This is a genomic window from Advenella sp. RU8 (assembly GCF_048381675.1).
Taxonomy (GTDB): domain Bacteria; phylum Pseudomonadota; class Gammaproteobacteria; order Burkholderiales; family Burkholderiaceae_B; genus Advenella.
The window spans coordinates 127,035-147,093 of the sequence record NZ_JBLWIS010000007.1 but is presented as its reverse complement, the minus strand read 5'-3'; the positions used below and the strand labels follow the sequence as shown (position 1 = coordinate 147,093).

The 20,059-nt window shown below is 50.9% G+C and carries 23 protein-coding genes and 1 riboswitch; of the genes, 12 read left to right on the top strand and 11 right to left on the bottom strand.

Going from position 1 to position 20,059, the window contains the following annotated elements; translation table 11 throughout:
* The 5 genes from ACM5Q9_RS10405 to ACM5Q9_RS10385 all read left to right on the top strand — a co-directional run.
* Positions 1 to 417, top strand: a 417-nt coding sequence (locus ACM5Q9_RS10405) for a tripartite tricarboxylate transporter permease (protein ID WP_418144667.1), incomplete at its 5' end; no start/stop codon positions are given.
* Positions 418 to 580: 163 nt separating this feature from the next.
* Positions 581 to 1,186 carry a TetR/AcrR family transcriptional regulator gene (locus tag ACM5Q9_RS10400; RefSeq protein ID WP_418144666.1) on the top strand — a complete coding sequence of 202 codons (606 nt, stop codon included), beginning with the start codon at positions 581 to 583 and terminating at the stop codon, positions 1,184 to 1,186.
* A gap of 2 nt (positions 1,187 to 1,188) precedes the next feature.
* The gene (locus tag ACM5Q9_RS10395; protein WP_418144665.1) at positions 1,189 to 2,343 is read left to right on the top strand and encodes an efflux RND transporter periplasmic adaptor subunit; all 1,155 of its coding nucleotides are present in this window, start codon (positions 1,189 to 1,191) and stop codon (positions 2,341 to 2,343) included.
* On the top strand, positions 2,336 to 3,541 hold the full coding sequence (locus ACM5Q9_RS10390) for an ABC transporter permease (RefSeq protein WP_418144664.1): 1,206 nt from the start codon (positions 2,336 to 2,338) through the stop codon (positions 3,539 to 3,541). The genes ACM5Q9_RS10395 and ACM5Q9_RS10390 overlap by 8 nt, the downstream gene beginning before the upstream one ends.
* Positions 3,542 to 3,547: 6 nt before the next feature.
* The gene (locus tag ACM5Q9_RS10385) at positions 3,548 to 4,264 is read left to right on the top strand and encodes an ABC transporter ATP-binding protein (RefSeq protein ID WP_418144663.1); all 717 of its coding nucleotides are present in this window, start codon (positions 3,548 to 3,550) and stop codon (positions 4,262 to 4,264) included.
* Positions 4,265 to 4,276: 12 nt separating this feature from the next.
* Here the strand turns inward: ACM5Q9_RS10385 and ACM5Q9_RS10380 are convergent, their stop codons facing one another.
* Together ACM5Q9_RS10380 and ACM5Q9_RS10375 are read right to left on the bottom strand one after the other, a co-directional pair.
* Positions 4,277 to 4,828 (bottom strand): cob(I)yrinic acid a,c-diamide adenosyltransferase, encoded by a 552-nt coding sequence (locus ACM5Q9_RS10380; RefSeq protein ID WP_418144662.1) that lies wholly within the window; start codon positions 4,826 to 4,828, stop codon positions 4,277 to 4,279.
* A gap of 84 nt (positions 4,829 to 4,912) precedes the next feature.
* Positions 4,913 to 5,365, bottom strand: coding sequence for a universal stress protein (locus tag ACM5Q9_RS10375; RefSeq protein WP_418144661.1), 453 nt, complete (start codon positions 5,363 to 5,365; stop codon positions 4,913 to 4,915).
* Positions 5,366 to 5,549: 184 nt separating this feature from the next.
* On the opposite strand from ACM5Q9_RS10375, the gene ACM5Q9_RS10370 reads away from it, so the two are divergent.
* Positions 5,550 to 5,840 carry a copper-binding protein gene (locus ACM5Q9_RS10370; RefSeq protein WP_418144660.1) on the top strand — a complete coding sequence of 97 codons (291 nt, stop codon included), beginning with the start codon at positions 5,550 to 5,552 and terminating at the stop codon, positions 5,838 to 5,840.
* Positions 5,841 to 5,938: 98 nt separating this feature from the next.
* Here the strand turns inward: ACM5Q9_RS10370 and hslU are convergent, their stop codons facing one another.
* The 5 genes from hslU to ACM5Q9_RS10345 all read right to left on the bottom strand — a co-directional run bounded on the left by hslU (position 5,939) and on the right by ACM5Q9_RS10345 (position 10,317).
* A complete protein-coding gene (gene hslU / locus ACM5Q9_RS10365; protein ID WP_418144659.1) occupies positions 5,939 to 7,270 on the bottom strand; it encodes an ATP-dependent protease ATPase subunit HslU in 1,332 nt (443 codons plus the stop codon).
* Between the two features lie 12 nt (positions 7,271 to 7,282).
* On the bottom strand, positions 7,283 to 7,816 hold the full coding sequence (hslV, locus tag ACM5Q9_RS10360; protein WP_418144658.1) for an ATP-dependent protease subunit HslV: 534 nt from the start codon (positions 7,814 to 7,816) through the stop codon (positions 7,283 to 7,285).
* Between the two features lie 68 nt (positions 7,817 to 7,884).
* Positions 7,885 to 8,337, bottom strand: a complete 453-nt coding sequence (gene dksA, locus ACM5Q9_RS10355) for an RNA polymerase-binding protein DksA (RefSeq protein ID WP_418144657.1) — start codon at positions 8,335 to 8,337, stop codon at positions 7,885 to 7,887.
* A gap of 121 nt (positions 8,338 to 8,458) precedes the next feature.
* Positions 8,459 to 9,565: a CobW family GTP-binding protein gene (locus tag ACM5Q9_RS10350; RefSeq protein WP_418144656.1), complete on the bottom strand. Its 1,107-nt coding sequence runs from the start codon at positions 9,563 to 9,565 to the stop codon at positions 8,459 to 8,461.
* 260 nt (positions 9,566 to 9,825) lie between these two features.
* Positions 9,826 to 10,317 (bottom strand): Fur family transcriptional regulator, encoded by a 492-nt coding sequence (locus ACM5Q9_RS10345; RefSeq protein WP_418144655.1) that lies wholly within the window; start codon positions 10,315 to 10,317, stop codon positions 9,826 to 9,828.
* Between the two features lie 174 nt (positions 10,318 to 10,491).
* Here ACM5Q9_RS10345 and ACM5Q9_RS10340 point away from each other — a divergent pair, with 174 nt between their 5' ends.
* The 4 genes from ACM5Q9_RS10340 to ACM5Q9_RS10325 are packed head-to-tail and all read left to right on the top strand — an operon-like array spanning position 10,492 to position 13,274.
* Positions 10,492 to 10,689: a hypothetical protein gene (locus ACM5Q9_RS10340; RefSeq protein ID WP_418144654.1), complete on the top strand. Its 198-nt coding sequence runs from the start codon at positions 10,492 to 10,494 to the stop codon at positions 10,687 to 10,689.
* Positions 10,686 to 11,396: a metal ABC transporter ATP-binding protein gene (locus tag ACM5Q9_RS10335; protein WP_418144653.1), complete on the top strand. Its 711-nt coding sequence runs from the start codon at positions 10,686 to 10,688 to the stop codon at positions 11,394 to 11,396. The genes ACM5Q9_RS10340 and ACM5Q9_RS10335 overlap by 4 nt, the downstream gene beginning before the upstream one ends.
* Positions 11,396 to 12,265 (top strand): metal ABC transporter permease, encoded by an 870-nt coding sequence (locus ACM5Q9_RS10330; RefSeq protein ID WP_418144652.1) that lies wholly within the window; start codon positions 11,396 to 11,398, stop codon positions 12,263 to 12,265. The genes ACM5Q9_RS10335 and ACM5Q9_RS10330 overlap by 1 nt, the downstream gene beginning before the upstream one ends.
* A gap of 13 nt (positions 12,266 to 12,278) precedes the next feature.
* Entirely contained in the window at positions 12,279 to 13,274 is a 996-nt protein-coding gene (locus ACM5Q9_RS10325; protein ID WP_418144651.1) for a metal ABC transporter solute-binding protein, Zn/Mn family, read from the top strand.
* Here the strand turns inward: ACM5Q9_RS10325 and xerC are convergent, their stop codons facing one another.
* The 4 genes from xerC to ACM5Q9_RS10305 form a co-directional block, all read right to left on the bottom strand.
* The gene (gene xerC, locus ACM5Q9_RS10320; protein ID WP_418144650.1) at positions 13,275 to 14,228 is read right to left on the bottom strand and encodes a tyrosine recombinase XerC; all 954 of its coding nucleotides are present in this window, start codon (positions 14,226 to 14,228) and stop codon (positions 13,275 to 13,277) included.
* 1 nt (position 14,229) lies between these two features.
* Complete coding sequence (locus tag ACM5Q9_RS10315) at positions 14,230 to 14,886, bottom strand: DUF484 family protein (protein ID WP_418144649.1); 657 nt, start codon at positions 14,884 to 14,886, stop codon at positions 14,230 to 14,232.
* 4 nt (positions 14,887 to 14,890) lie between these two features.
* Positions 14,891 to 15,775 (bottom strand): diaminopimelate epimerase, encoded by an 885-nt coding sequence (gene dapF, locus ACM5Q9_RS10310; RefSeq protein ID WP_418144648.1) that lies wholly within the window; start codon positions 15,773 to 15,775, stop codon positions 14,891 to 14,893.
* Between the two features lie 78 nt (positions 15,776 to 15,853).
* Positions 15,854 to 16,744, bottom strand: coding sequence for a lysophospholipid acyltransferase family protein (locus tag ACM5Q9_RS10305; protein WP_418144647.1), 891 nt, complete (start codon positions 16,742 to 16,744; stop codon positions 15,854 to 15,856).
* 422 nt (positions 16,745 to 17,166) lie between these two features.
* Here ACM5Q9_RS10305 and metK point away from each other — a divergent pair, with 422 nt between their 5' ends.
* Together metK and ahcY are read left to right on the top strand one after the other, a co-directional pair.
* Complete coding sequence (gene metK / locus ACM5Q9_RS10300) at positions 17,167 to 18,330, top strand: methionine adenosyltransferase (protein WP_418144646.1); 1,164 nt, start codon at positions 17,167 to 17,169, stop codon at positions 18,328 to 18,330.
* 90 nt (positions 18,331 to 18,420) lie between these two features.
* Positions 18,421 to 18,536: riboswitch (S-adenosyl-L-homocysteine riboswitch) on the top strand.
* Positions 18,537 to 18,606: 70 nt separating this feature from the next.
* A complete protein-coding gene (ahcY, locus tag ACM5Q9_RS10295) occupies positions 18,607 to 20,004 on the top strand; it encodes an adenosylhomocysteinase (protein WP_418144645.1) in 1,398 nt (465 codons plus the stop codon).
* The last annotated feature ends 55 nt before the right edge of the window (positions 20,005 to 20,059 follow it).

The following is a 20,059-nucleotide window of genomic DNA, read 5'->3' as shown; positions in this document are numbered from 1 at the left end:
ATTGGCAACCTGATGTTGGTGGTCCTGAACCTGCCGCTGGTGGGCTTGTGGGTCAAGTTGTTGAAAGTGCCTTACCGCGTCCTGTTCCCGGCCATCTTGCTGTTCTGCACGATCGGTGTGTACTCCCTGAACTACAACGCATTTGACATTTACGTGATGGGTATCTTCGGCATCATCGGCTACATCTGGACCAAGCTCAAATGTGAAGGTGCGCCGCTGCTGTTGGGCCTGGTGTTGGGCCCGATGATGGAGGAGAACTTCCGCCGTGCGCTGCTGCTGTCCCGCGGTGACTTCCTGACCTTTGTGGAACGTCCGCTGTCACTGACCCTGCTGCTGATGGCCGTAGGTCTGGTGATCTTGGTGGCTTCGCCATCCATCCGCAAAAAACGTGAAGAAACGTTTGTCGAGGAAGATTGATCAGCTTGTGTTTTGCTGGTCTTGAATAAAGAAGCACAGTTATAAGAACAGCCCCGCCTGAAGCTGGATTATGTATCCAGCTTCAGGCGGGACGTTTAAAAAACTGTGCTTTTTCTTTAAGTCTGATAAGATAGTAATTAATTACTATCTTATTGGGCAAGGCATGGAAAACAGGGTCAAGCATTTATCTGCAGCCGAACGCAAGTCAAGGACGGTGATGTCCGTTATCAAGCTGGCTGGCGTCATGAATCCGGCAGTGATTACAACCGCTGCCATCGCAAAACAAATGGACCTTACCCAGGGTGCCTTGTTCCGTCATTTCCCCAATAAAGAGGCGATTTGGGAAGAGGTGATGTCCTGGGTTGAAGCAACCATATCCAGTCGCGTTACAGAGGCGATTCAAAATCATCAATATTCCGCGTTGGCCGCACTACAGGCCGTGTTCATGCAGCATGTGGATTTTGTTCTCACTTATCCCGGTGTGCCCCGGATTTTGTTTGGTGAATTGCAGAATGTTGAGCTTACTGCAGCCAAGCGCATTGTCCAGGATTTCATGCAGCGTTATGCAAAACGTATCCAGGTGCTGTTAGAGCAAGGTAAGGAACAAAAAGAAATTGCCTATGACCTGGATTCGGAGGTAGCATCAACGTTGTTTCTTGGGACGCTTCAGGGCTTGGTGATGCAATCGTTGCTGGCCGGCGATATCCAATTAATGAAAAAGAATGCCGATGCGGTTTTCGCCTTGTATCTGCAGGCAATCAGGAGCTGAGCATGGCCAGTATTTCATTGCGCGGAAGAAAGTTGGGGCTGCTTTTGGTCATGTTGCCACTGCTGGCTTTGTTTATTTATGTGGCTATCCGTTCGGGGCCGCTGGCACCGGTAAATGTGACGGTTAGCGAGAGCCAAATCCAGCCAATTGCTCCTTCGCTGTTTGGCGTTGGTACGGTTAGTGCCCGATATACCTATCAAATTGGCCCTCTTGTTACCGGCAGATTGTTGAATATTTCAGTCAATACGGGGGATCGGGTTAAGGCAGGGCAGCTGTTGGGAGAAATGGATCCTGTTGATCTTGATGAGCGGATCCGGGCCCAGGAAAGGGTGCTTAAGCGTGCCGGTTTGCAACATACCCAGGCAAAGGTCAGGTTTGAGCACGCCAGTGTTCAACTCGAACGTTACCGGAAATTATTTGCTTCCCGCTCTACCAGTGAAGAAAGCATGAATCTCATGGAGCAGGAATACCGGGTTTCTGAGTCCGGATTGGCCGCAGCGGCCGAAGACATAACCAAAGCCCAAGCCGATCTGAATGCTTTGTTGAGCCAGCGGGCGTCTTTGCGCCTGATGGCACCAGTTGATGGAATGGTGATTATTCGAAATGCGGATCCAGGTTCTACCGTTGTTGCCGGGCAGGCGGTGCTTGAGCTGATTAATCCGGCCGATATTTGGATAGATACCCGTTTCGATCAATCGGGTTCGATAGGGCTTGCTGCTGATTTGCCTGCCAGTATTGTATTGCGCACACGGGGAAAGGAAGTGTTTCAGGGCAAAGTGGCACGTATTGAGCCCAAAGCGGATGTGGTTACTGAGGAAATGCTGGCAAAAGTGAGTTTTTCTGTCTTGCCCGAGGTTTTGCCTTCATTGGGTGAGTTGAGCGAGGTGACGCTACATTTACACGAAATAAACGGTTTTGTCGTGGTGCCCAATGCCGCGTTGGTACGGCAGGGCAATCAGCAGGGCGTTTGGCGTGTGATCAATAACAAACCGCAGTTTACGCCCGTACAACCTGGCGTGATGGACCTGGACGGCAATGTGCAGATCCTTTCCGGGCTTCAGGAGGGAGAGCAGATTATCGTATATAGTGAAAAACCATTGAGTCCCAATAGCCGGATCTTGATTGCTGATCAAATCCCGGGAGTTGGCAATGATTAATCTTGCCAGCCGCGATATCCTGCACTCATGGGGTAAATTCATTTTTACCGGAATTGGCCTGGGCCTGCTGATTGGGGTGACGCTGGTCATGGCGGGCGTGTATCGGGGCCTGGTTAGCGATGGCAAATCACTGCTGGATAATAGCGGTGCGGATATCTGGGTGGTACAGCAGGATACCCTGGGGCCTTATGCGGAATCGTCAAGCCTGAATGATGACATGTATCGAAGCATACTTGGCATTCCCGGTGTTGATCAGGCCACTAATATTACTTACCTGACCATGCAGGTCAATCATAATGACAAGGATGTACGTGTGATGGTGGTGGGCATTGCACCGGGAATGGCCGGGAAAACACCCGGCTGGCCCCTGTTTCTGGTGGCGGGGCGGCATATTACGCGTAGTCATTATGAGGCGGTTGCGGATATCGCTACCGGGCTAAAGGTGGGTGACCGGATAACCTTGCGACGCAATCAGTACACGGTGGTTGGCTTGACCCGGCGCATGGTGTCTTCAGGCGGAGACCCGATGGTTTTTATTCCCTTGAAAGACGCCCAAGAGGCCCAGTTCCTGAAAGACAATGAAGCCATTTGGCTGGACCGGCGTAAAACGCAGGCCAATCCCGAATTCAATCGGCCTAATGTGCCTGGTCTGCTGGATGCCATTCTTGCCTCAAGGACCAGTAATCTGTCTGTCAACGCGATACTGGTGACGCTGAAAGAGGGTGTTGATCCGGCACAGGTCATTAATGCCATAGAACGATGGAAATACCTGACTGCTTATGGTCGGGCAGAGATGGAAGAAATCCTGGTAGGTAAAATGATTTCAACCTCGGCGCGCCAGATTGCCATGTTTCTGGTGATTTTGGCAGTGGTCAGTGCGGCTATCGTTGCTTTCATTATTTATACGCTGACCATGGATAAAATACGGGAAATTGCGGTCTTGAAGCTGATTGGTACCCGGAATTTCACAATCGCTTCCATGATTGTGCAGCAGTCAGTGGTGCTGGGCCTGATCGGATTTGTTGTTGGTAAGATCACCTCCAGCTTTTCTGCTCCTTATTTTCCCAAATACGTTCTCATCATGCCTGAAGACTCGATCATGGGTTTTATTGCCGTCATGATAATTTGCATATTGGCTAGCCTGGTGGCGATTCGCATGGCATTGCGGGTGGATCCGGCTGAAGCGGTAGGGGGGTAGGTCTCAATGTCTCACAGAGTTGGCGGCGTCAGTATCAGGAATCTGAAAAAACAGTATGGCCAGGGGGCAAATGCGTTTTTGGCGCTTAAGGACGTGAATATGCAGGTGGCTGCCGGGGAAGTGGTTGGGCTTATCGGCCCCTCGGGTTCCGGCAAAAGTACCCTGCTTAAATGCCTGGGAGCCATTATTGATCCGACCGAGGGTGTCATGATGCTGGGCGATCAGGGCATTTATGATAATGGCTGGAAAGTGCGTGATTTGCGTGCCTTGCGGCGCGACAAAATTGGCTTTGTATTCCAGTCACCCTATCTGATTCCTTTTCTTGATGTGACCGATAACGTGGCCTTGTTGCCCATGTTGGCTGGTGTACCCAATAACCAGGCACGGCAAAAAGCCTTGCATTTGCTCGAAGCGCTGGATGTGGCGCACCGGGCCAAGGCAATGCCCTCTCAGTTGTCGGGTGGTGAACAGCAGCGGGTGGCCATTGCCAGGGGGTTGGTCAATCGGCCACCGATTATTTTGGCAGATGAACCTACCGCGCCTTTGGATAGCGAACGTGCACTGGCGGTTATCCGTATCCTGAATGAAATGGCGTGTGAATATGAAACAGCAATTATTGTTGTGACGCATGATGAGAAAATCATTCCAACTTTCAAGCGCATTTATCATATCCGGGATGGCATTACCTATGAGGAAGCCGGACAGGGTCGGCCGATTGATTGAGTGTTCTTGACCTTACGAGGTTTTTTCTTTTTGCCAGAAAATATCCTGGCGGCCAGCCTCTTTGTTGAGGATGCGGGCAAGTACGAAAAAATAATCGGACAGGCGGTTCAGGTATTGCCTGCCAATATCTCCAAGGGGTTCGCGCTGGTCTAGCGTCACCATGCTGCGTTCTGCGCGCCGGCAAATGCTGCGGCAGACGTGTGCCAGGCCTGCCTGGCGTGTGCCGCCTGGCAGGATGAATTCTTTCAAGGGTGTCAGGCGGACCAGGAATTGTTCGATTTCTGTTTCCAGAAAAGTCACATGGCTTTCTGCCAGGGCGGTATAGCCGGGCACACACAGTTCCGAGCCCAGATCAAACAAATGATGCTGGATACGTTCAAGCGAGCTGTGGATGCCATCGGGCAATTGTTCGCAGGCAAGCAAACCGATAAAGCTGTTGAGCTCATCAACCTGGCCAATCGCTTCAATACGGGCATCATTTTTGGCAATTCGGGAACCATCCCCTAGGCTGGTTGTGCCGGCGTCACCCGTTTTGGTCACAATTGAGGTTAAACGGTCAGGCATAGTCTTTCCTTTATCAGGCAATTTATGGTTGGGTAAATAAAAAGAGCCATCAAAAGATGGCTCTTTGTTTATGCCGCCAGAAAATTATTTTTTCTCTTGGGGAATAATGGTAACGGGACAAACGCCCGCGTTGATGATTGCGTAGCTGACACTACCCAGCACACCGCTGAAAACGGGGTTGGTGCCACGTGAACCCATGACGATCAGTTCAATACGATCTTCACCGTTGGCGCTATTGCGGACTTCCTCAACGATACGCTCTTTGGGGTCACCGATGTCCAGTTTAAGATTGTAGGCGATGCCTGCAGCTTTCAGTTTATCTTCAACACCTTCGGTGGCTTCTTTGAATAGCTGTTGCTGGTATTCTTCGAGGTCTGATTTGTTGAAGAATGTTTTTGCATGAACGGTTCTGAAGCTGGGTTGAACATTAAGCAGCAGAATTTTAAAACCGGATACTTTTGCCAGGGAAATCGCCCAGTCTAGTGCTTTTGCTGCGTTGGACGAACCATCGAAGGGGACTAATATTGTTTTTGCCATTCATTGCTCCAAAGTTACTATTTTATTTGCAAGTCAAATTTACAAGTGCAGCTTACATTCTAGCGTAGTTTTTTAATGAGCGAAATGAAATGCCTTTAGGCCGGTAAAGTAATTCATTTTCTCTTTTTCAGAAGAAATTTGTGTACTATAAAACGATTGGTTTTCTTGCAGAAAAGGAGTTTTCATGAAAAAAATGCTAGCGGCAGCAGCGTTGGGCCTTGCTGGTGTACTGGCAGTTGGCCCGGTATTGGCACAGGAAGAGGGCAGTGCCACCGGAGAGGTCCGTCGGATTCAGGCAGACAAGGGAAAAATCGCCATCAAGCATGGTCCGATCATCGAACTGAAATTGCCTGCGATGACCTTGATTTACAATATCAATCCAGTTTTGTTGAAAGATATCAATCCAGGTGACGAGGTCGAGTTCAAGGCCCGTCACCAGAACAATCAGTACATTATTATAGAAATCCGTAAATAATCAGTGCCCTGGTGTAAATTGCCCCCTTGCATGGCTATCGTTATTTCAACGATTTGCAGGCCATGAGGGGGCAATGAACGAAGGCTTTCTTACCGGTGTTACAGCACGTAGTGGGCCAGATTCTGGCTTTGGGCGGTTTCTTGCAGTTTGCTGTTTACATAGTCGGCATCAATGCGAATGGTTGATTCGCTGCTGGCGGTTGCATCAAAGGAAAGGTCTTCGAGCAGTTTTTCCATCACGGTATACAATCTGCGGGCACCAATGTTTTCGGTGCGTTCATTCACTTCAAATGCCAGTTCGGCAAGCCGTTTGATCCCTTCATCGGTAAAGTCCAGATGGACATCTTCGGTGGCCATTAGGGCAGAGTATTGCTTAATAAGGGAATAATCAGTGCTGCTCAGGATTTCCACAAAGTCTTCGGCGGTTAGTGAATCCAGCTCAACCCGGATTGGGAAGCGGCCTTGCAGCTCGGGAATCAGGTCGGAAGGACGTGAAAGATGGAAAGCACCCGATGCAATGAACAGGATATGATCGGTCTTGATCATGCCGTATTTGGTGTTGACGGTTGTGCCTTCAACCAGAGGCAGCAGGTCGCGCTGCACGCCTTGACGGGAAACGTCGGCGCTGCTTTGTGACTGGCGCACGGCGATTTTGTCAATTTCGTCCAGGAAAACAATACCGTTCTGTTCGGCATTTTTAACTGCCGCGTTGCGGATTTCTTCTTCATTGACGCGTTTGGCTGCTTCTTCTTCAACCAGAAGTTTGAAGGCGTTCTTGACGGTCATTTTCTGGGTTTTTTTCTTGTCGCGGTTCAGGCCGGCAAACATGCCCTTCAATTGCTCGGTCATGTCTTCCATGCCCGGAGGGGCCATGATCTCCATTTGGGGCATTTGCTGTGCAACCTCGATTTCAATTTCCAGGTCATCGATTTTGTTTTCACGTAGGCGTTTGCGGAAATTCTGGCGGGCGCTGTTTTCTTCGCGAATCGGGTCTCCGTTGGCATCACGGGCGGGGGCGACCAGTACATCAAGAATACGGTCTTCGGCGGCATCTTCAGCCTGGGTACGCACGCGGCGCATCTCCAGCTCGCGGGTTTGCTTGACAGAGATATCAACCAGGTCACGAATGATGGTGTCGACATCGCGGCCAACATAGCCCACTTCGGTGAATTTGGTGGCTTCAACCTTGATAAATGGCGCATTTGCCAGCTTGGCCAGCCTACGGGCGATTTCGGTCTTGCCGACACCGGTAGGGCCAATCATGAGGATGTTCTTGGGGGAAATTTCGTGGCGCAGGGGTTCTGCTACCTGCTGGCGGCGCCAGCGGTTACGCAGGGCGACCGCAACGGATTTTTTGGCCTTTTGCTGGCCGATAATGTTTTTGTCCAGTTCAGAGACAATTTCTTTGGGCGTCATTACGCTGGTTGTCATGATGTATCCTGATTAAAGCGTTTCGATAACGTGATTCTGGTTGGTATAAATACACAGGGCACCGGCGATTTCAAGAGATTTTTTAACCACTTCGGCAGGCGTCAGGTTGGTATTATGAAGCAGGGCCAGGGCAGCAGATTGCGCGTAAGCACCACCTGAGCCGATGGCGGCAAGGCTGTGTTCGGGTTCGAGGACATCGCCATTGCCGGTCAGCACCAATGTGTGCTCTTTGTCGGCCACAATCAGCATGGCTTCAAGGCGACGCAGCGCGCGGTCGGTGCGCCAGTCTTTGGTGAGCTCGACGGCAGCACGCATCAGGTGGCCCTGATGTTTCTCAAGTTTGGCTTCGAAGAGTTCCAGCAGGGTAAAGGCGTCGGCAGTGGCGCCAGCAAATCCAACCAGGACTTTGTCATTATAAAGACGACGGATTTTTCGGGCAGTGCTTTTAAAAACGATATTGCCCAGTGTGACTTGACCATCACCGCCAATAGCAACTTCGTTGCCGCGGCGAACACAAACAATGGTAGTAGCGTGAAATTGTTCCATGAAATTCTTCCTGTAGTTTCCGTAGATGGGGTTGGCAGGAAGAATTTCAAGGGAGGGAAAAAAGATTTTTAATCGCCGTAGAGTTTTTGGCGTTTTTCGCGTCTTTCCTGGGCTTCCAGGGAAAGGTTGGCGGTTGGACGGGCTAACAGGCGACGTAGGCCAATGGGTTCCCCGGTTTCTTCACACCAGCCATATTCTTTTGAATCGATGAGCTGCAGGGATTGCTGAACTTTTTTCAGCAGCTTGCGCTCACGGTCACGGGTGCGGAGTTCCAGGGCGTGCTCTTCCTCGATGGTCGCGCGGTCTGCCGGATCGGGAACAAACTGGGTTTCGCGCAGGTTTTCGGTTGTCGCATCCGCGTTATTCAGAATCTCAGCTTCCAGTTTCTTGAGTCGGTCTTTGAAGAACGCAAGTTGCTGTTCGTTCATGTAGTCCTCTTCAGGCATGGCGAGTAACTGTTCTTCGGTTAATAACGGTTGTTCTGTGATTGTGTCGGTATTTTTAGCTGATTTGTTAGCCATCAAACACTCCGTTCAGTAGTACTGCTTATTAATCAAATCAATGAAAGCCTGTTCAGGAAGTATCAATTATTGTATAGAGAATCAGGAACCTGCTTTCATTGTGTGTAACAAAATTACTGCCTTAGGCAAGGCATTGCGTCAAGCCGTTGGTAAATACGTCTTTGGGTAATTTTCGACCGATAAAAACCATTTTGTTGTAAGGTTTTTCTTTGGGTCCCCACAGTTTTCCGGGTTCTGCTCCCATTAGCATGTGAACACCCTGAAACAGCATTCTTTGTTTTACGCCCTTCATATACAGGATACCTTTGTACCGGTACAGGTCGGGACCAAAAACCTGAACCACGCCGCTGAGGAATTCCTCTAGGCGTTGCGGATCGAAGGGTTTGCTGGAGGTAAAGACAAATGCGCCGATTTCATCATCATGATGGGCGTGATGATGATTGTGTTCATGATGGCCATGCTCGTGATGATGGTCATGGTCGCAGTGTGCACCGCATTCATGGTCATGATCATGATGATGGTCGTGGTCATGGGCATCAGGGTGATCGTCCTTCAGGAATTCGGGATCGATATCCAGAATGCTGTTGAGGTTGAATCCGGTCACGTCAAGGATTTTGTCGAGATCGGCTTCGCCAAAATGCACTGGCATGATTTCCGCACGGGGATTCATGTGAATCAGGCGGCTTTTGAGCGAGGCATACTCTTCGTCGCTGACCAGGTCTTTTTTGGAGATCAGGATACGGTCTGCAAAACCAACCTGTTTTTGCGCTTCGGGTTGGGTATCCAGGGTCTGCATGCCATGTTTGGCATCAACGACTGTGATGACCGCGTCAAGGCGGAAGTATTCGGCAATGCCATCATCCATGAAAAACGTCTGGCAGACCGGACCGGGATTGGCCACGCCGGTAGTTTCAATAATCACGCGCTCAAAGTTGAGCTCGTTTTTGAGGCGGCGGTTTTTAAGGTCGGTAAGGGTTTTAAGCAAGTCACCGCGAACCGTGCAGCAGACGCAGCCGTTGTTCAGTTCAATGATTTCTTCATCACTATCCTGTACCAGCAGTTCGTTGTCGATGCTTTCGGGCCCGAATTCATTTTCGATGACGGCAATGCGCTTGCCGTGAAATTCGGTAAGGATTCGCTTGAGTAGAGTGGTTTTTCCTGCACCAAGGAATCCGGTTAGAACGGTGACAGGAACCATTTTATTGGCTTGTGCCTGGCTAACAGTCATAATTATGCTTCTTAACTAACATCGCGGGCAGATTTTCTGCACGGCGAAAATTTTCAATATAATCGGAGAATTACATCACAGCTTTCATTATCTGGCAAACACATATCAGCGTCTTTACGAAAAATTAAATCAATTTAGTTGTAAACCCTAATGCCGCCAGTATAAACCAGGAAAAAAAGCGTTTTTGTGGTGCAACATCCCATGATGGGGGCATTATTTCAAAATGCAAGGCCTGTGGCCGATTTTGTATGCTTAATGCATTAATGCGGGTCTTCGGATTGCTCTTTTGCCTTGCATTGTGCACAGGTTGCCCTGATTTCCGTTTCGTTGGAAGTAAGTGAAAAACCGGTATTGGCAATGAGCTTTTTAAGCTGGTTGCTGATTTCGGGAGCACTTATTTCAACCACTTTGCCGCATTGCGTGCAAACTACCAGCAAATCGTGGTGATGACTGTTGACATCAATACAGGCAGTCCATGCGTTGACTGCATCAAGGCGGTGAATCAGACCCTCTTCTTCAAGAAACTCAAGTGCACGATAAACGGTGGGTGGTTTGGATTTGGGGTGAATAGCCAGCATGGCATCAAGAAGCTCATAGGCCTTGAGGCTACGCGATTCTTCCAGCATGAGCCTGAGCACCTGCTGGCGGATGGGCGTAAGCCGTTTGCCACGAGACTCACAAAGCTGCTCGGCTTCAAGTAGCCGCTGGCTGACTGATTTATCCGAGTGAGAGTGGTGATGAGTGGAATGCATGAACGATTTTAATAATAAAAATAATAAGTTGATACTTTAGGCCAATGTACCATGAAGTGGAAAAAGTGTCTCGGCAAGGAGAATTTTAATGACATTGCCGGTTATTTTATGTTTTAATATGTTATATCATATCATTTGTTGATTGTTTTACGCCTTTTCAGCCTCGTCACTGTTATGCAAACCTCACTTTCCAGCAATCCTTCAGCTACTGTTCATGCCGCCAGCCAGCGGATTCAATCCCCATTGCTCAATTCCGCGTTGGCAAGGGTGATGCAGGTCGGGCTTTTGCTGGCGCTCATGTGGGGAATAACCGGTTATGTCATGGGCTGGTTGCCAGGGCTAGGCACATTGGTTTCAGGTATGGTCCTGTGAATCCTGTTATCCGCCTGAATGATGTATCGCTCGGGTGGCGGGACAAACCGGTGCTTCAGCATATCTCCGGACAGTTCAACCAAGGTACGCTTACCGCGATCCTTGGTGCTAACGGAGCCGGCAAATCCACTCTGGTCAAAGGTATCATCAATTTTCTCAAGCCAACCGCAGGCAGCATCGAAATTGCCCCGGCTTTTCGCAAGGAACTTTCCTTGCTTCCCCAGATTAGCGACCTTGATCGCAGTTTTCCCATCACCACCTACGAGCTGGTAGCCATGGGAGCCTGGCGCCGGATCGGACCCTGGCGGCAATATGGCAAGACTGAACGTGCCCGCATCAATGATGCGCTTGAAAAAGTTGGCTTGCAGCCGGTGGCCGACCAGCTGATTGGCAGTTTGTCGGGCGGGCAGCTGCAACGGGCCCTGTTTGCCCGTTTAATGGTGCGCGACGCAAAGGTGTTGTTGCTGGATGAGCCTTTTGCCGCTGTTGATGAAGATACCTGTGAAGACCTGATGCGCATTATTTTGGGATGGCACGCTGAAGGGCGAACCATCATTGCCGTTTTGCACGATGTGGACCGGGTCAGGCAATGTTTTCCCGAGACGCTTTTGCTGGCCAGGCAAGTGGTTGCCTGGGGTAAAACCGCTGAAATCCTTACTGAAGAAAATCTGCAGAAGGCCCGTCGCCTCTCGCTCGGAGGCTTTTGATGGGCGGTTTATACGAGATTTTTCTTTCTCCCTTTGTTGAATTCGGATTCATGAACCGTGCCCTGTTCGGTGCCATTTTTCTGGCTGTGGCCACCGGGCCGTTGGGTGTGTTTCTTATTTTGCGGCGCATGAGCCTCGTGGCTGACTCCATGTCGCATGCCATATTGCCAGGGGTGGCTGCCGGTTTTCTGATTGCCGGGGTTTCCTTGACGGCCATGTTGGTGGGGGGGATGTTAACCGGATTGCTGGTTGCCCTGCTGGCAGGCGTAGTATCCAGGCTTACTTCCCTGAAGGAAGATGCCAGTTTTGCCGCTTTTTATCTTATTTCCCTTGGGTTGGGGGTCATGTTGCTGTCCCTGAAGGGCTCCAATATGGATTTGCTGCATGTCCTGTTCGGTTCCGTGCTGGGGCTGGATGACAAGGCCCTGCTGTTTATCATGGTGGTCAGCAGCCTGACTATCCTGTTATTGTCGTTAATTTACCGGCCCTTGATTATCGAGTGCCTGGATCCCGGTTTTTTACGCTCCGAAGGTGGTGGCGGATCGCTGGTTCATATGCTGTTCCTGATGTTGCTGGTAGTGAACCTGGTGGCCGGTTTTCAGGTGCTGGGTACCTTGATGGTGGTGGGCATGATGATGTTGCCGGCCGCTGCCGCTCGATTTTGCGCGCGTACGGTAGGCAGCCAGCTGGTGATGGCAGCCCTGATTGGCGCATTGTCAGCCTACGCCGGTTTGGTCATTTCCTATCACTACAGTGTGCCTGCCTCTACGGCTATTATCCTGGTTGCCGGCCTGTTTTATATCCTGGGCTTGTTGTTTGGTCGCCAAGGTGGTGTTATTCGCAGTCGTATCAGTTTTTTCAACCAATAACAGGATCAAAACAATGAAATTTCAGGCCTATTTTAAAGGCGTGCCAGCCATGGTGCTGGCGGGTTTGTTGGGTTCTGCCTTGCCCGTACATGCCAAGGCCCCCATCGAAGTGGTTGCCAGTTTTTCCATTCTGGCCGATATGGTGAAATCGGTGGGTGCCGATCAGGTCAATGTGGTTTCACTGGTGCCTGCCGACGGCAATTCGCATGAAGTTGAACTGACACCACAGGATGTTAAAAAAATGTCCTCTCCTGACACCAAACTGCTGTTTGTCAACGGACTTGGCCTGGATAGCTGGACCGACCGTTTGCTGGCTTCTTCGGGGTTCAAGGGCAAGGTCATCGTTGCCAGTGATGGCGTAAAAGTGCGTAAACTGGGTGAGGCGTCCGTTGATGATGAGCACGAGCATGATGATCACGGGCATGAAGGGCATGAGCACCCTGAACAAGAAAACGAACAAGAGCATGAACATGAGCATGATCATGGAGAGTTTGATCCACATGCCTGGCAGGATCTGGCCAACGGGCAGGTTTATGTTCGCAATATTGCCCAGGCGTTGACGCAGGCAGACCCTGAGAATGCCGCATTGTATGCGGGCAATGCCCAAGACTACATCAAGCAGATGCAGGCGCTTGATGAGCAGGTTCGCAAGTCCATGTCAGAAATTCCGGTCGAACGCAGGAAAATTGTCACGACGCATGAGGCCTTTGGCTATTTTGCCGATGCATACGGCCTTGAAGTGATTGCCCCCTTAGGTATCTCCACATCGGCCGAGCCTTCCGCCAAAGATATCTCTGCAATAATAAGGCAAATCAAGGAACAGCAGATACCCGCTGTGTTTCTGGAAAATGTGAAAAGCAATAAGCTGCAGGATCAAATTTCCAAAGAAACGGGTGCAAAAGTGGGGGGTATACTGTATTCGGATGCCTTGTCCAAAACCGGTGAAGCTGATTCCTATCTGGGCATGATGCGGAGCAATGTCCGTGTCATTACCGAAGCGCTCAAGTAGTCAGTTTTTTCTTTTGGCCCTTGGATGCGCCTGGTCATAAGCTTTGGCCAGGTGCTGAAAATCCAGCCGGGTATAAATTTGCGTGGTTGATATGTTTGCATGACCAAGCAGCTCTTGTACCGCGCGCAAGTCCTGGGCTGATTGCAGCAGGTGGCTGGCAAAACTGTGGCGTAGTACGTGCGGATGAATCTGGCCGGGTATTTCCGATTGCCGGGCAAATTTTTTCAGTTGCAATTGCACTACCCTTGGGGTGATGCGTGAGCCGCGCTCCCCCAAAAAAAGCGCGTTTGAATCGTGCCCTGGGGTTGCCGGTTTCAGCAGCGAGGCGCGGACTTGTAGCCACATCAAGATTGCTTCCTGCGCTTTTTTGCCTAACGGAACCAGCCGTGTTTTATTGCCTTTGCCCCTGACGGTCAATTCGCGCTCATCCAGGTTAAGCCAGCCGGCCGACTCATAATCGTCTTTTTTTGTGTAGTGAGTGTCCAGTTGGACCAGCTCGGCCAAGCGCAGCCCGCTGGAGTAAAACAACTCGAACATGGCCTGGTCGCGCAGCTGGACCGGGTCGTTTTGCAGGTTTTTGGCCGGATGGTCAAGCAGGGCCTGGGTTTGCTCTACCGACAATGCTTTGGGCAGGCTTTGGGGAACCTTGGGTGTTTTGACATTTTTGGCCGGATTGATGCTTAGTTTGGCCAGTGGTACCCACCATGCATAGAAGCCGCGCCAGGCAGACAGAATGCGCGCCAGGCTGCGCGGACTCATTTGGCTGGCGTGCAGGCGGGCAATGGCAGTGCGGATTTGCTGGTTGGTCATGCTGGCCAGCTCTGTATCGGGATGCAGTCTTGCCAGTTGTGCCAGGTCCCTGCGGTATGCAGCCAGTGTATGGGGTGAATAACGCTTGTTTGTGTGCAAGTACGCCAGCCATTGTTCCATGGCGGCAGGCAGGGGTTGGCTCATTTTATGCGATCAGGCGGCTTAGGCTGGCGCTGGCCAGTTTTCCCAGGTTTTCCAGAAAAACCGTGCCCATATCCGGGGTAAAATGTTCTTCACTGGCAGCCCCGAAAACCAGCAGGCCAAACGTCCGGTTTTCTGTTTTCAGTGGAAGCATGGCAACCGAGGCCGGTTTTTCTTCAAGCCATTCGTGCGCGGGAAGATAGCCTTCTGGACCACAATAAGGTTTTTCCAGCGAGCTGGCGTAAGCATGCAGTGCCGGATCTTCATCAAGCTTGAATTTTTTTGTCCGAAGCATGGGCAGGTCCCACAGCCGCAAGGATACGTCAAGCTGCTCAAAGGCCTGCTTCAGGCTTTCAATGATGGTCGCAGGCAATTTCTGCTTGTTTTTTTCAGCCAGCATTTGTGTGCACCAAAGCGTCATGCTATCGCTGATAGAGGCGTTTGAGTCGGCATTCTGCATCAGTTCGGCCAGTTTCCATTCAAGCGCCTTGCTGCGCTTGCGCAGAGTCATGACCTGACGGGCGCCTAGCGACAGGGTGCGGTCTGCGTAGGGATGGGGAATGGACAGGCTGGCAAACAGCTGGGCATGGTCTTCAAAAAAAGAAGGGTTGTTTTTAAGAAAAATGGCAACTTCATCCGCCTCAAGCTTTGTCTCTGACATAAGTCTATTCATCCTTTAAGCAAAAATCTTTAACCAGTTTATCAATATCAACCTGACCTGAAAACACCGTGGTGGCCGGGCCGGTCATGTGCAATCGGGTGCCGTCCCATTCAATGGTTAATGTGCCTCCTCGCGTCTGGACGCTGACTGGAGAGTCTAGCAGGCCACGACGGATGCCGGTAGCGACCGCGGCGCAGGCGCCGGTGCCACAAGACAGGGTTTCACCCACGCCACGCTCATAAACCCGCAGCCGTATTTGGTTGCGGTTGATGATTTGCATGAACCCGGCATTGACGCGATTGCCAAAGCGGGGATGGTTCTCTATAAGAGGGCCCTGTTCATTAACAGGGGCGGTATCAATATTATCTACCAGCTGTACCGCATGCGGATTGGAGATTGCCAGCGCTGATAGTTTGACCGTGCCTGCGTTGGGCAAGGGCAGGTGCCAGATGGTTTCCTCGTGTTCCTGGGTGTGGTGCAGGCCTTGGGTGTCAAAGGGCAGGGCGGCGGGATCAAAGCGGGTGATACCCATGTCTACGGTAACGCTCTGGTCTTCTTTTTCTTCAAGAATAATCAGGCCGGTAGCGATTTCTGCCTTTAGCGGGTTGCGACGGGACAGTCTTTGTTCATGCACAAAACGTACAAAACAGCGTGAACCGTTGCCGCAATGTTCCACCTCACTGCCATCGGCATTGAAGATCCGATAACGGAAATCGGCTTCGGGATGGGAAGGGGTTTCTACCAGCAGAATCTGGTCGGCACCGATGCCAAGCTGGCGATGCGCCAGGGCTCGCGCCCGTTCAGCGGTCATTTCAATCGGTTGGCTGACGCCATCAAGAACGATAAAATCATTGCCAGCGCCATGCATTTTTGTAAATTGCCAAATCATAGATGCCTGATATGTAAAAAAACCAAGTTTATTATGGACTGAAAATTCCCGGCATGCGGTTTGATTGCCGGATCTGTTTCAATAAATTTTTTCCTCGCCTTCAGGACGGGTCTTGAAGCGGCGGTGCACCCAATAATACTGGCTGGGTTCCTGCAGGATCCATTGTTCAAGCAAGTGGTTGATACGGGTGGTGGCCGCTTCGATGCTTTGTTCGCCGGGAAAATCTTCCAGTGCCGGCAGTACCTGGACATGATAGTGGCCAGTGGCCGGGTCCCAGCGACTGACAATCGGAACCACCGCAGCATGCCAGGACTTGGCAATTTGGGCGGTTGTGGGCAGAGTGGCGGCGGGAATATTGAAAAATGGCACGAAAATGGAACCCTTGCGACCAAAGTCCATGTCGGGAAGGTAGTAAACCGGTGTGCCTTCTTTCAGGTGGCGGAGCATGCCTCGCACCCCTTCCTTGCGGCTGATCAGGTGAATCTCGTTGAAGCGGCCGCGTCCTTCCCTGACAATATCGTCAATTTCCGGGTCGTGCTGTGGCGTATAAATGGTAGCCGCTTTTTTCAGGAACATGGAAAGTCGGGTAGCGGCGGCGTCAAGCGGGACAAAATGGGGGGCCAGCATCAGGATGGGGCGTTTTTCCGCCAGGAGTTGTTCGATATGTTCAAAGCCCTCCATGTGGATGGTTGCCAGAATGCTTTCCGGTGAGCCAAACCAGAACAGGCCACGGTCAATAATCGATTGGGCCAGGACACGGAAGTGTTGCTTTTGCCATTGTTCACGTTGTTGGGGCGAGGCATCGGGAAAGCATAGTGCCAGGTTTTTGCGGACAATCGCGGCCCTGCGCTTCATGATAAGGGGTGACAGGACACTAAGCATATGCCCCAGTTGCTGGCGTCGTTTGTGTGAGGTCTTGCCAAACCAGTTGAAGACGACATCAAGGAGTTTTCTTTTGGTGGATTTCATGCAATAGGAAATTGATGGCTGGATAAATCAGCGCAAAGGAACCCTAAACAGTTAAGGTTTCACTATGGTTTTAACTAAAAAGCAATTTAACACATGCGGCCAGTGGATGGGAATGCGCAGGCGCGGAAACGGGAACAAGGAACGGCTAACGGGTATTGCCGTCGTATTAAGCAGGGTGGTTTTTCAGGTATTTTCAAAGAATCTGTGAAGTTAACAGGGGCTTTGCTTGGAAAATTTTATAAATGTTTTAAAATGATCAATGGTCGCTGAGTTAACCGACAACTTGCGGGGCGACATGAACTGGTTTCATAAAACACCGCTAAAGCGTCGCGCCTTACTATTATTTCATTTGAAATGAAGGTGCTGCGCGTTCTTACTTCAAAAACGTCGGAGTTTCTGACATTATAAAAGGACGCTGATCAATGGCTCAAAACGATTTTTTATTTACTTCCGAGTCTGTTTCAGAAGGTCACCCCGATAAGGTGGCTGACCAGATTTCCGACGCCATTCTGGATGCCATTCTGGCCGAAGATCCTAATGCCCGGGTTGCCGCTGAAACCTTATGCAATACCGGACTGGTAGTGCTGGCCGGTGAAATCACCACAACGGCAAATATTGATTATATCCAGGTTGCACGCGACACCATCAAGCGCATTGGCTACGATAACACGGCTTATGGGATTGATTACAAAGGTTGTGCCGTACTGGTTGCCTATGACAAGCAATCTCCCGATATTGCGCAGGGTGTAGACCGTAGCCCAGATGAAATCCTTAACCAGGGTGCCGGTGACCAGGGTTTGATGTTTGGCTATGCCTGCGATGAAACCCCTGACCTGATGCCTGCCCCAATCTGGTATGCCCACCGCCTGGTCCAGCGCCAAAGTGAATTGCGCAAGGACGGCCGCTTGCCCTGGTTGCGTCCCGATGCCAAATCACAGGTGACTTTCCGTTATGTTAACGGCAAGCCCGCAGAGGTGGATACGGTTGTGCTGTCTACCCAGCATGCCCCTGAAATTTCACAGTCTTCCATTCGTGAGGCGGTGATCGAGGACATTATCAAGCCCAGCTTCCCTGATGGCCTGATTACCCCAAAAACCAAATTCCTGGTTAATCCAACCGGCATTTTCGTGATTGGCGGTCCACAGGGCGACTGCGGCCTTACCGGACGCAAAATCATCGTAGATACCTATGGTGGTGCCTGCCCGCACGGCGGTGGCGCTTTCTCTGGCAAGGATCCTTCAAAGGTAGACCGTTCCGCAGCTTATGCCGCCCGCTACGTTGCCAAGAATATTGTGGCTGCCGGTTTGGCGCGCCAGTGTCAGGTTCAGGTAAGTTACGCCATTGGCGTGGCCGAGCCCATTAACATTACGGTCTATACCGAAGGCACCGGTGTTATTCCTGATGATGAAATCGCCTTGCTGGTGCGTGAGCATTTTGACCTGCGTCCACGTGGTATTGTTCAAATGCTGGACCTGTTGCGACCCATTTACAGTAAAACCGCCGCTTATGGTCACTTTGGCCGTCCCGAGCCCGAGTTTACCTGGGAGGCCACCGACAGGGTCAATGCACTGAAAAACGCCCGTTAAGGGGGGTATGCAAAATGTGTCTTGCCATCTTCGCTGACAAGACACATTTTTGAACTTTAAATAATGCGTTTGGGGTAAACTATTCCGAACATTTCCGAGGGGCGCTGCGACAGATTGCCGGTTGAGCATGGTTCACTTCATGCATCTAACCAGTCCAATCTGCCAGGCTCGGAAGACATTTTTTCATGTAACGGCGCTCATCATTAACCTGCTTTGTAGTTGATGGTGAGACGAGTTCGCATTCATTACCAAAGCAGCATTTATTGGGTTTTTACAATGACTACTGCTGATTATAAAATTGCTGATATTTCCCTGGCTGGCTGGGGACGCCGTGAGTTAAGCATTGCCGAAACAGAAATGCCCGGCCTAATGGCAACCCGTGAAGAGTTTGCCGCTTCACAGCCCCTGAAAGGTGCCCGTATTGCTGGCAGCCTGCACATGACCATCCAGACCGGTGTGCTTATTGAAACACTGGTTGCCTTGGGTGCAGAGGTGCGCTGGGCTTCATGCAATATTTTCTCTACCCAGGATCATGCCGCTGCGGCCATTGCCGAACGTGGCATTCCCGTTTTTGCCGTCAAGGGCGAGTCGCTAGAAGAATACTGGCAATATACCCACCAGATTTTTGAATGGCCAGGCGAGCAGGCCAACATGATTCTGGATGACGGTGGTGATGCCACGACCTTGTTGCACTTGGGTGCCAAGGCAGAAAAAGACATTTCCGTGCTGGCTAATCCCGGCAGCGAAGAAGAGCGAGTGCTGTTTGCCGCGATTAAGGCAAAACTGGCTACCGATGCTACCTGGTACTCTACCCGCCTGGCACAAATCAAGGGCGTTACCGAAGAAACCACCACTGGTGTGCATCGCCTGTACCAGATGTCACAAAAAGGCGAACTGCAGTTCCCCGCCATCAACGTGAACGACTCCGTGACCAAATCCAAATTCGACAACCTGTATGGTTGCCGTGAGTCCCTGGTTGACGGCATCAAGCGCGCCACTGACGTCATGATAGCGGGTAAGGTTGCCGTAGTGGTTGGTTTTGGTGATGTGGGCAAAGGCTGCGCCCAGGCGTTGCAAGCCTTGCGTGCCCAGGTATGGGTTTGTGAAATTGACCCGATCTGCGCTTTGCAGGCTTCCATGGAAGGCTATAAAGTGGTTACCATGGAAGAAGCTGCCGACAAGGCCGATATTTTCGTGACCGCCACCGGCAACTATCATGTGATTGACCGCAGTCATATGGAAAAAATGAAAGACCAGGCCATTCTGTGCAATATCGGTCACTTCGATAATGAAATTGACGTGGCTGCCGTAGAAGACCTGGAATGGGAAGAAATCAAGCCACAGGTTGACCACATCATTTTCCCCGATGGCAAACGCATCATTCTGCTGGCCAAGGGACGCCTGGTTAACCTGGGTTGTGCTACCGGTCATCCGTCTTTCGTGATGTCTGCCTCTTTCACCAACCAGACCATTGCCCAGATCGAGTTGTTCACACGTACCGAGGCCTATAAAAAAGGCCAGGTTTATGTGTTGCCCAAACACCTCGACGAAAAAGTGGCTCGCCTGCACCTGAAAAAACTGGGTGTGCAGTTAACTACCCTGTCACAAAAGCAGGCTGACTACATCGGCGTTTCCGTCGATGGTCCATTCAAGCCCGATCATTACCGTTATTGATCAGGAAAACCATGCAATCCGGTTATCCTGAAATATCCGGATTGCACATGCGTTA

What these genes read in the sequence shown, in the direction of transcription:
- hslV (WP_418144658.1), bottom strand. Translation starts at nt 7,816, where the DNA reads ATGGAACAATTTCACGCTACTACCATTGTTTGTGTTCGCCGCGGCAAC.
- ahcY (WP_418144645.1), top strand. Translation starts at nt 18,607, where the DNA reads ATGACTACTGCTGATTATAAAATTGCTGATATTTCCCTGGCTGGCTGG.
- ACM5Q9_RS10375 (WP_418144661.1), bottom strand. Translation starts at nt 5,365, where the DNA reads ATGGCAAAAACAATATTAGTCCCCTTCGATGGTTCGTCCAACGCAGCA.
- ACM5Q9_RS10400 (WP_418144666.1), top strand. Translation starts at nt 581, where the DNA reads ATGGAAAACAGGGTCAAGCATTTATCTGCAGCCGAACGCAAGTCAAGG.
- ACM5Q9_RS10330 (WP_418144652.1), top strand. Translation starts at nt 11,396, where the DNA reads ATGGGCGGTTTATACGAGATTTTTCTTTCTCCCTTTGTTGAATTCGGA.
- metK (WP_418144646.1), top strand. Translation starts at nt 17,167, where the DNA reads ATGGCTCAAAACGATTTTTTATTTACTTCCGAGTCTGTTTCAGAAGGT.
- ACM5Q9_RS10305 (WP_418144647.1), bottom strand. Translation starts at nt 16,744, where the DNA reads ATGAAATCCACCAAAAGAAAACTCCTTGATGTCGTCTTCAACTGGTTT.
- ACM5Q9_RS10340 (WP_418144654.1), top strand. Translation starts at nt 10,492, where the DNA reads ATGCAAACCTCACTTTCCAGCAATCCTTCAGCTACTGTTCATGCCGCC.
- ACM5Q9_RS10385 (WP_418144663.1), top strand. Translation starts at nt 3,548, where the DNA reads ATGTCTCACAGAGTTGGCGGCGTCAGTATCAGGAATCTGAAAAAACAG.
- hslU (WP_418144659.1), bottom strand. Translation starts at nt 7,270, where the DNA reads ATGACAACCAGCGTAATGACGCCCAAAGAAATTGTCTCTGAACTGGAC.
- ACM5Q9_RS10350 (WP_418144656.1), bottom strand. Translation starts at nt 9,565, where the DNA reads ATGACTGTTAGCCAGGCACAAGCCAATAAAATGGTTCCTGTCACCGTT.
- xerC (WP_418144650.1), bottom strand. Translation starts at nt 14,228, where the DNA reads ATGAGCCAACCCCTGCCTGCCGCCATGGAACAATGGCTGGCGTACTTG.
- dksA (WP_418144657.1), bottom strand. Translation starts at nt 8,337, where the DNA reads ATGGCTAACAAATCAGCTAAAAATACCGACACAATCACAGAACAACCG.
- ACM5Q9_RS10370 (WP_418144660.1), top strand. Translation starts at nt 5,550, where the DNA reads ATGAAAAAAATGCTAGCGGCAGCAGCGTTGGGCCTTGCTGGTGTACTG.
- ACM5Q9_RS10390 (WP_418144664.1), top strand. Translation starts at nt 2,336, where the DNA reads ATGATTAATCTTGCCAGCCGCGATATCCTGCACTCATGGGGTAAATTC.
- ACM5Q9_RS10315 (WP_418144649.1), bottom strand. Translation starts at nt 14,886, where the DNA reads ATGTCAGAGACAAAGCTTGAGGCGGATGAAGTTGCCATTTTTCTTAAA.
- ACM5Q9_RS10345 (WP_418144655.1), bottom strand. Translation starts at nt 10,317, where the DNA reads ATGCATTCCACTCATCACCACTCTCACTCGGATAAATCAGTCAGCCAG.
- ACM5Q9_RS10395 (WP_418144665.1), top strand. Translation starts at nt 1,189, where the DNA reads ATGGCCAGTATTTCATTGCGCGGAAGAAAGTTGGGGCTGCTTTTGGTC.
- ACM5Q9_RS10325 (WP_418144651.1), top strand. Translation starts at nt 12,279, where the DNA reads ATGAAATTTCAGGCCTATTTTAAAGGCGTGCCAGCCATGGTGCTGGCG.
- ACM5Q9_RS10380 (WP_418144662.1), bottom strand. Translation starts at nt 4,828, where the DNA reads ATGCCTGACCGTTTAACCTCAATTGTGACCAAAACGGGTGACGCCGGC.
- dapF (WP_418144648.1), bottom strand. Translation starts at nt 15,775, where the DNA reads ATGATTTGGCAATTTACAAAAATGCATGGCGCTGGCAATGATTTTATC.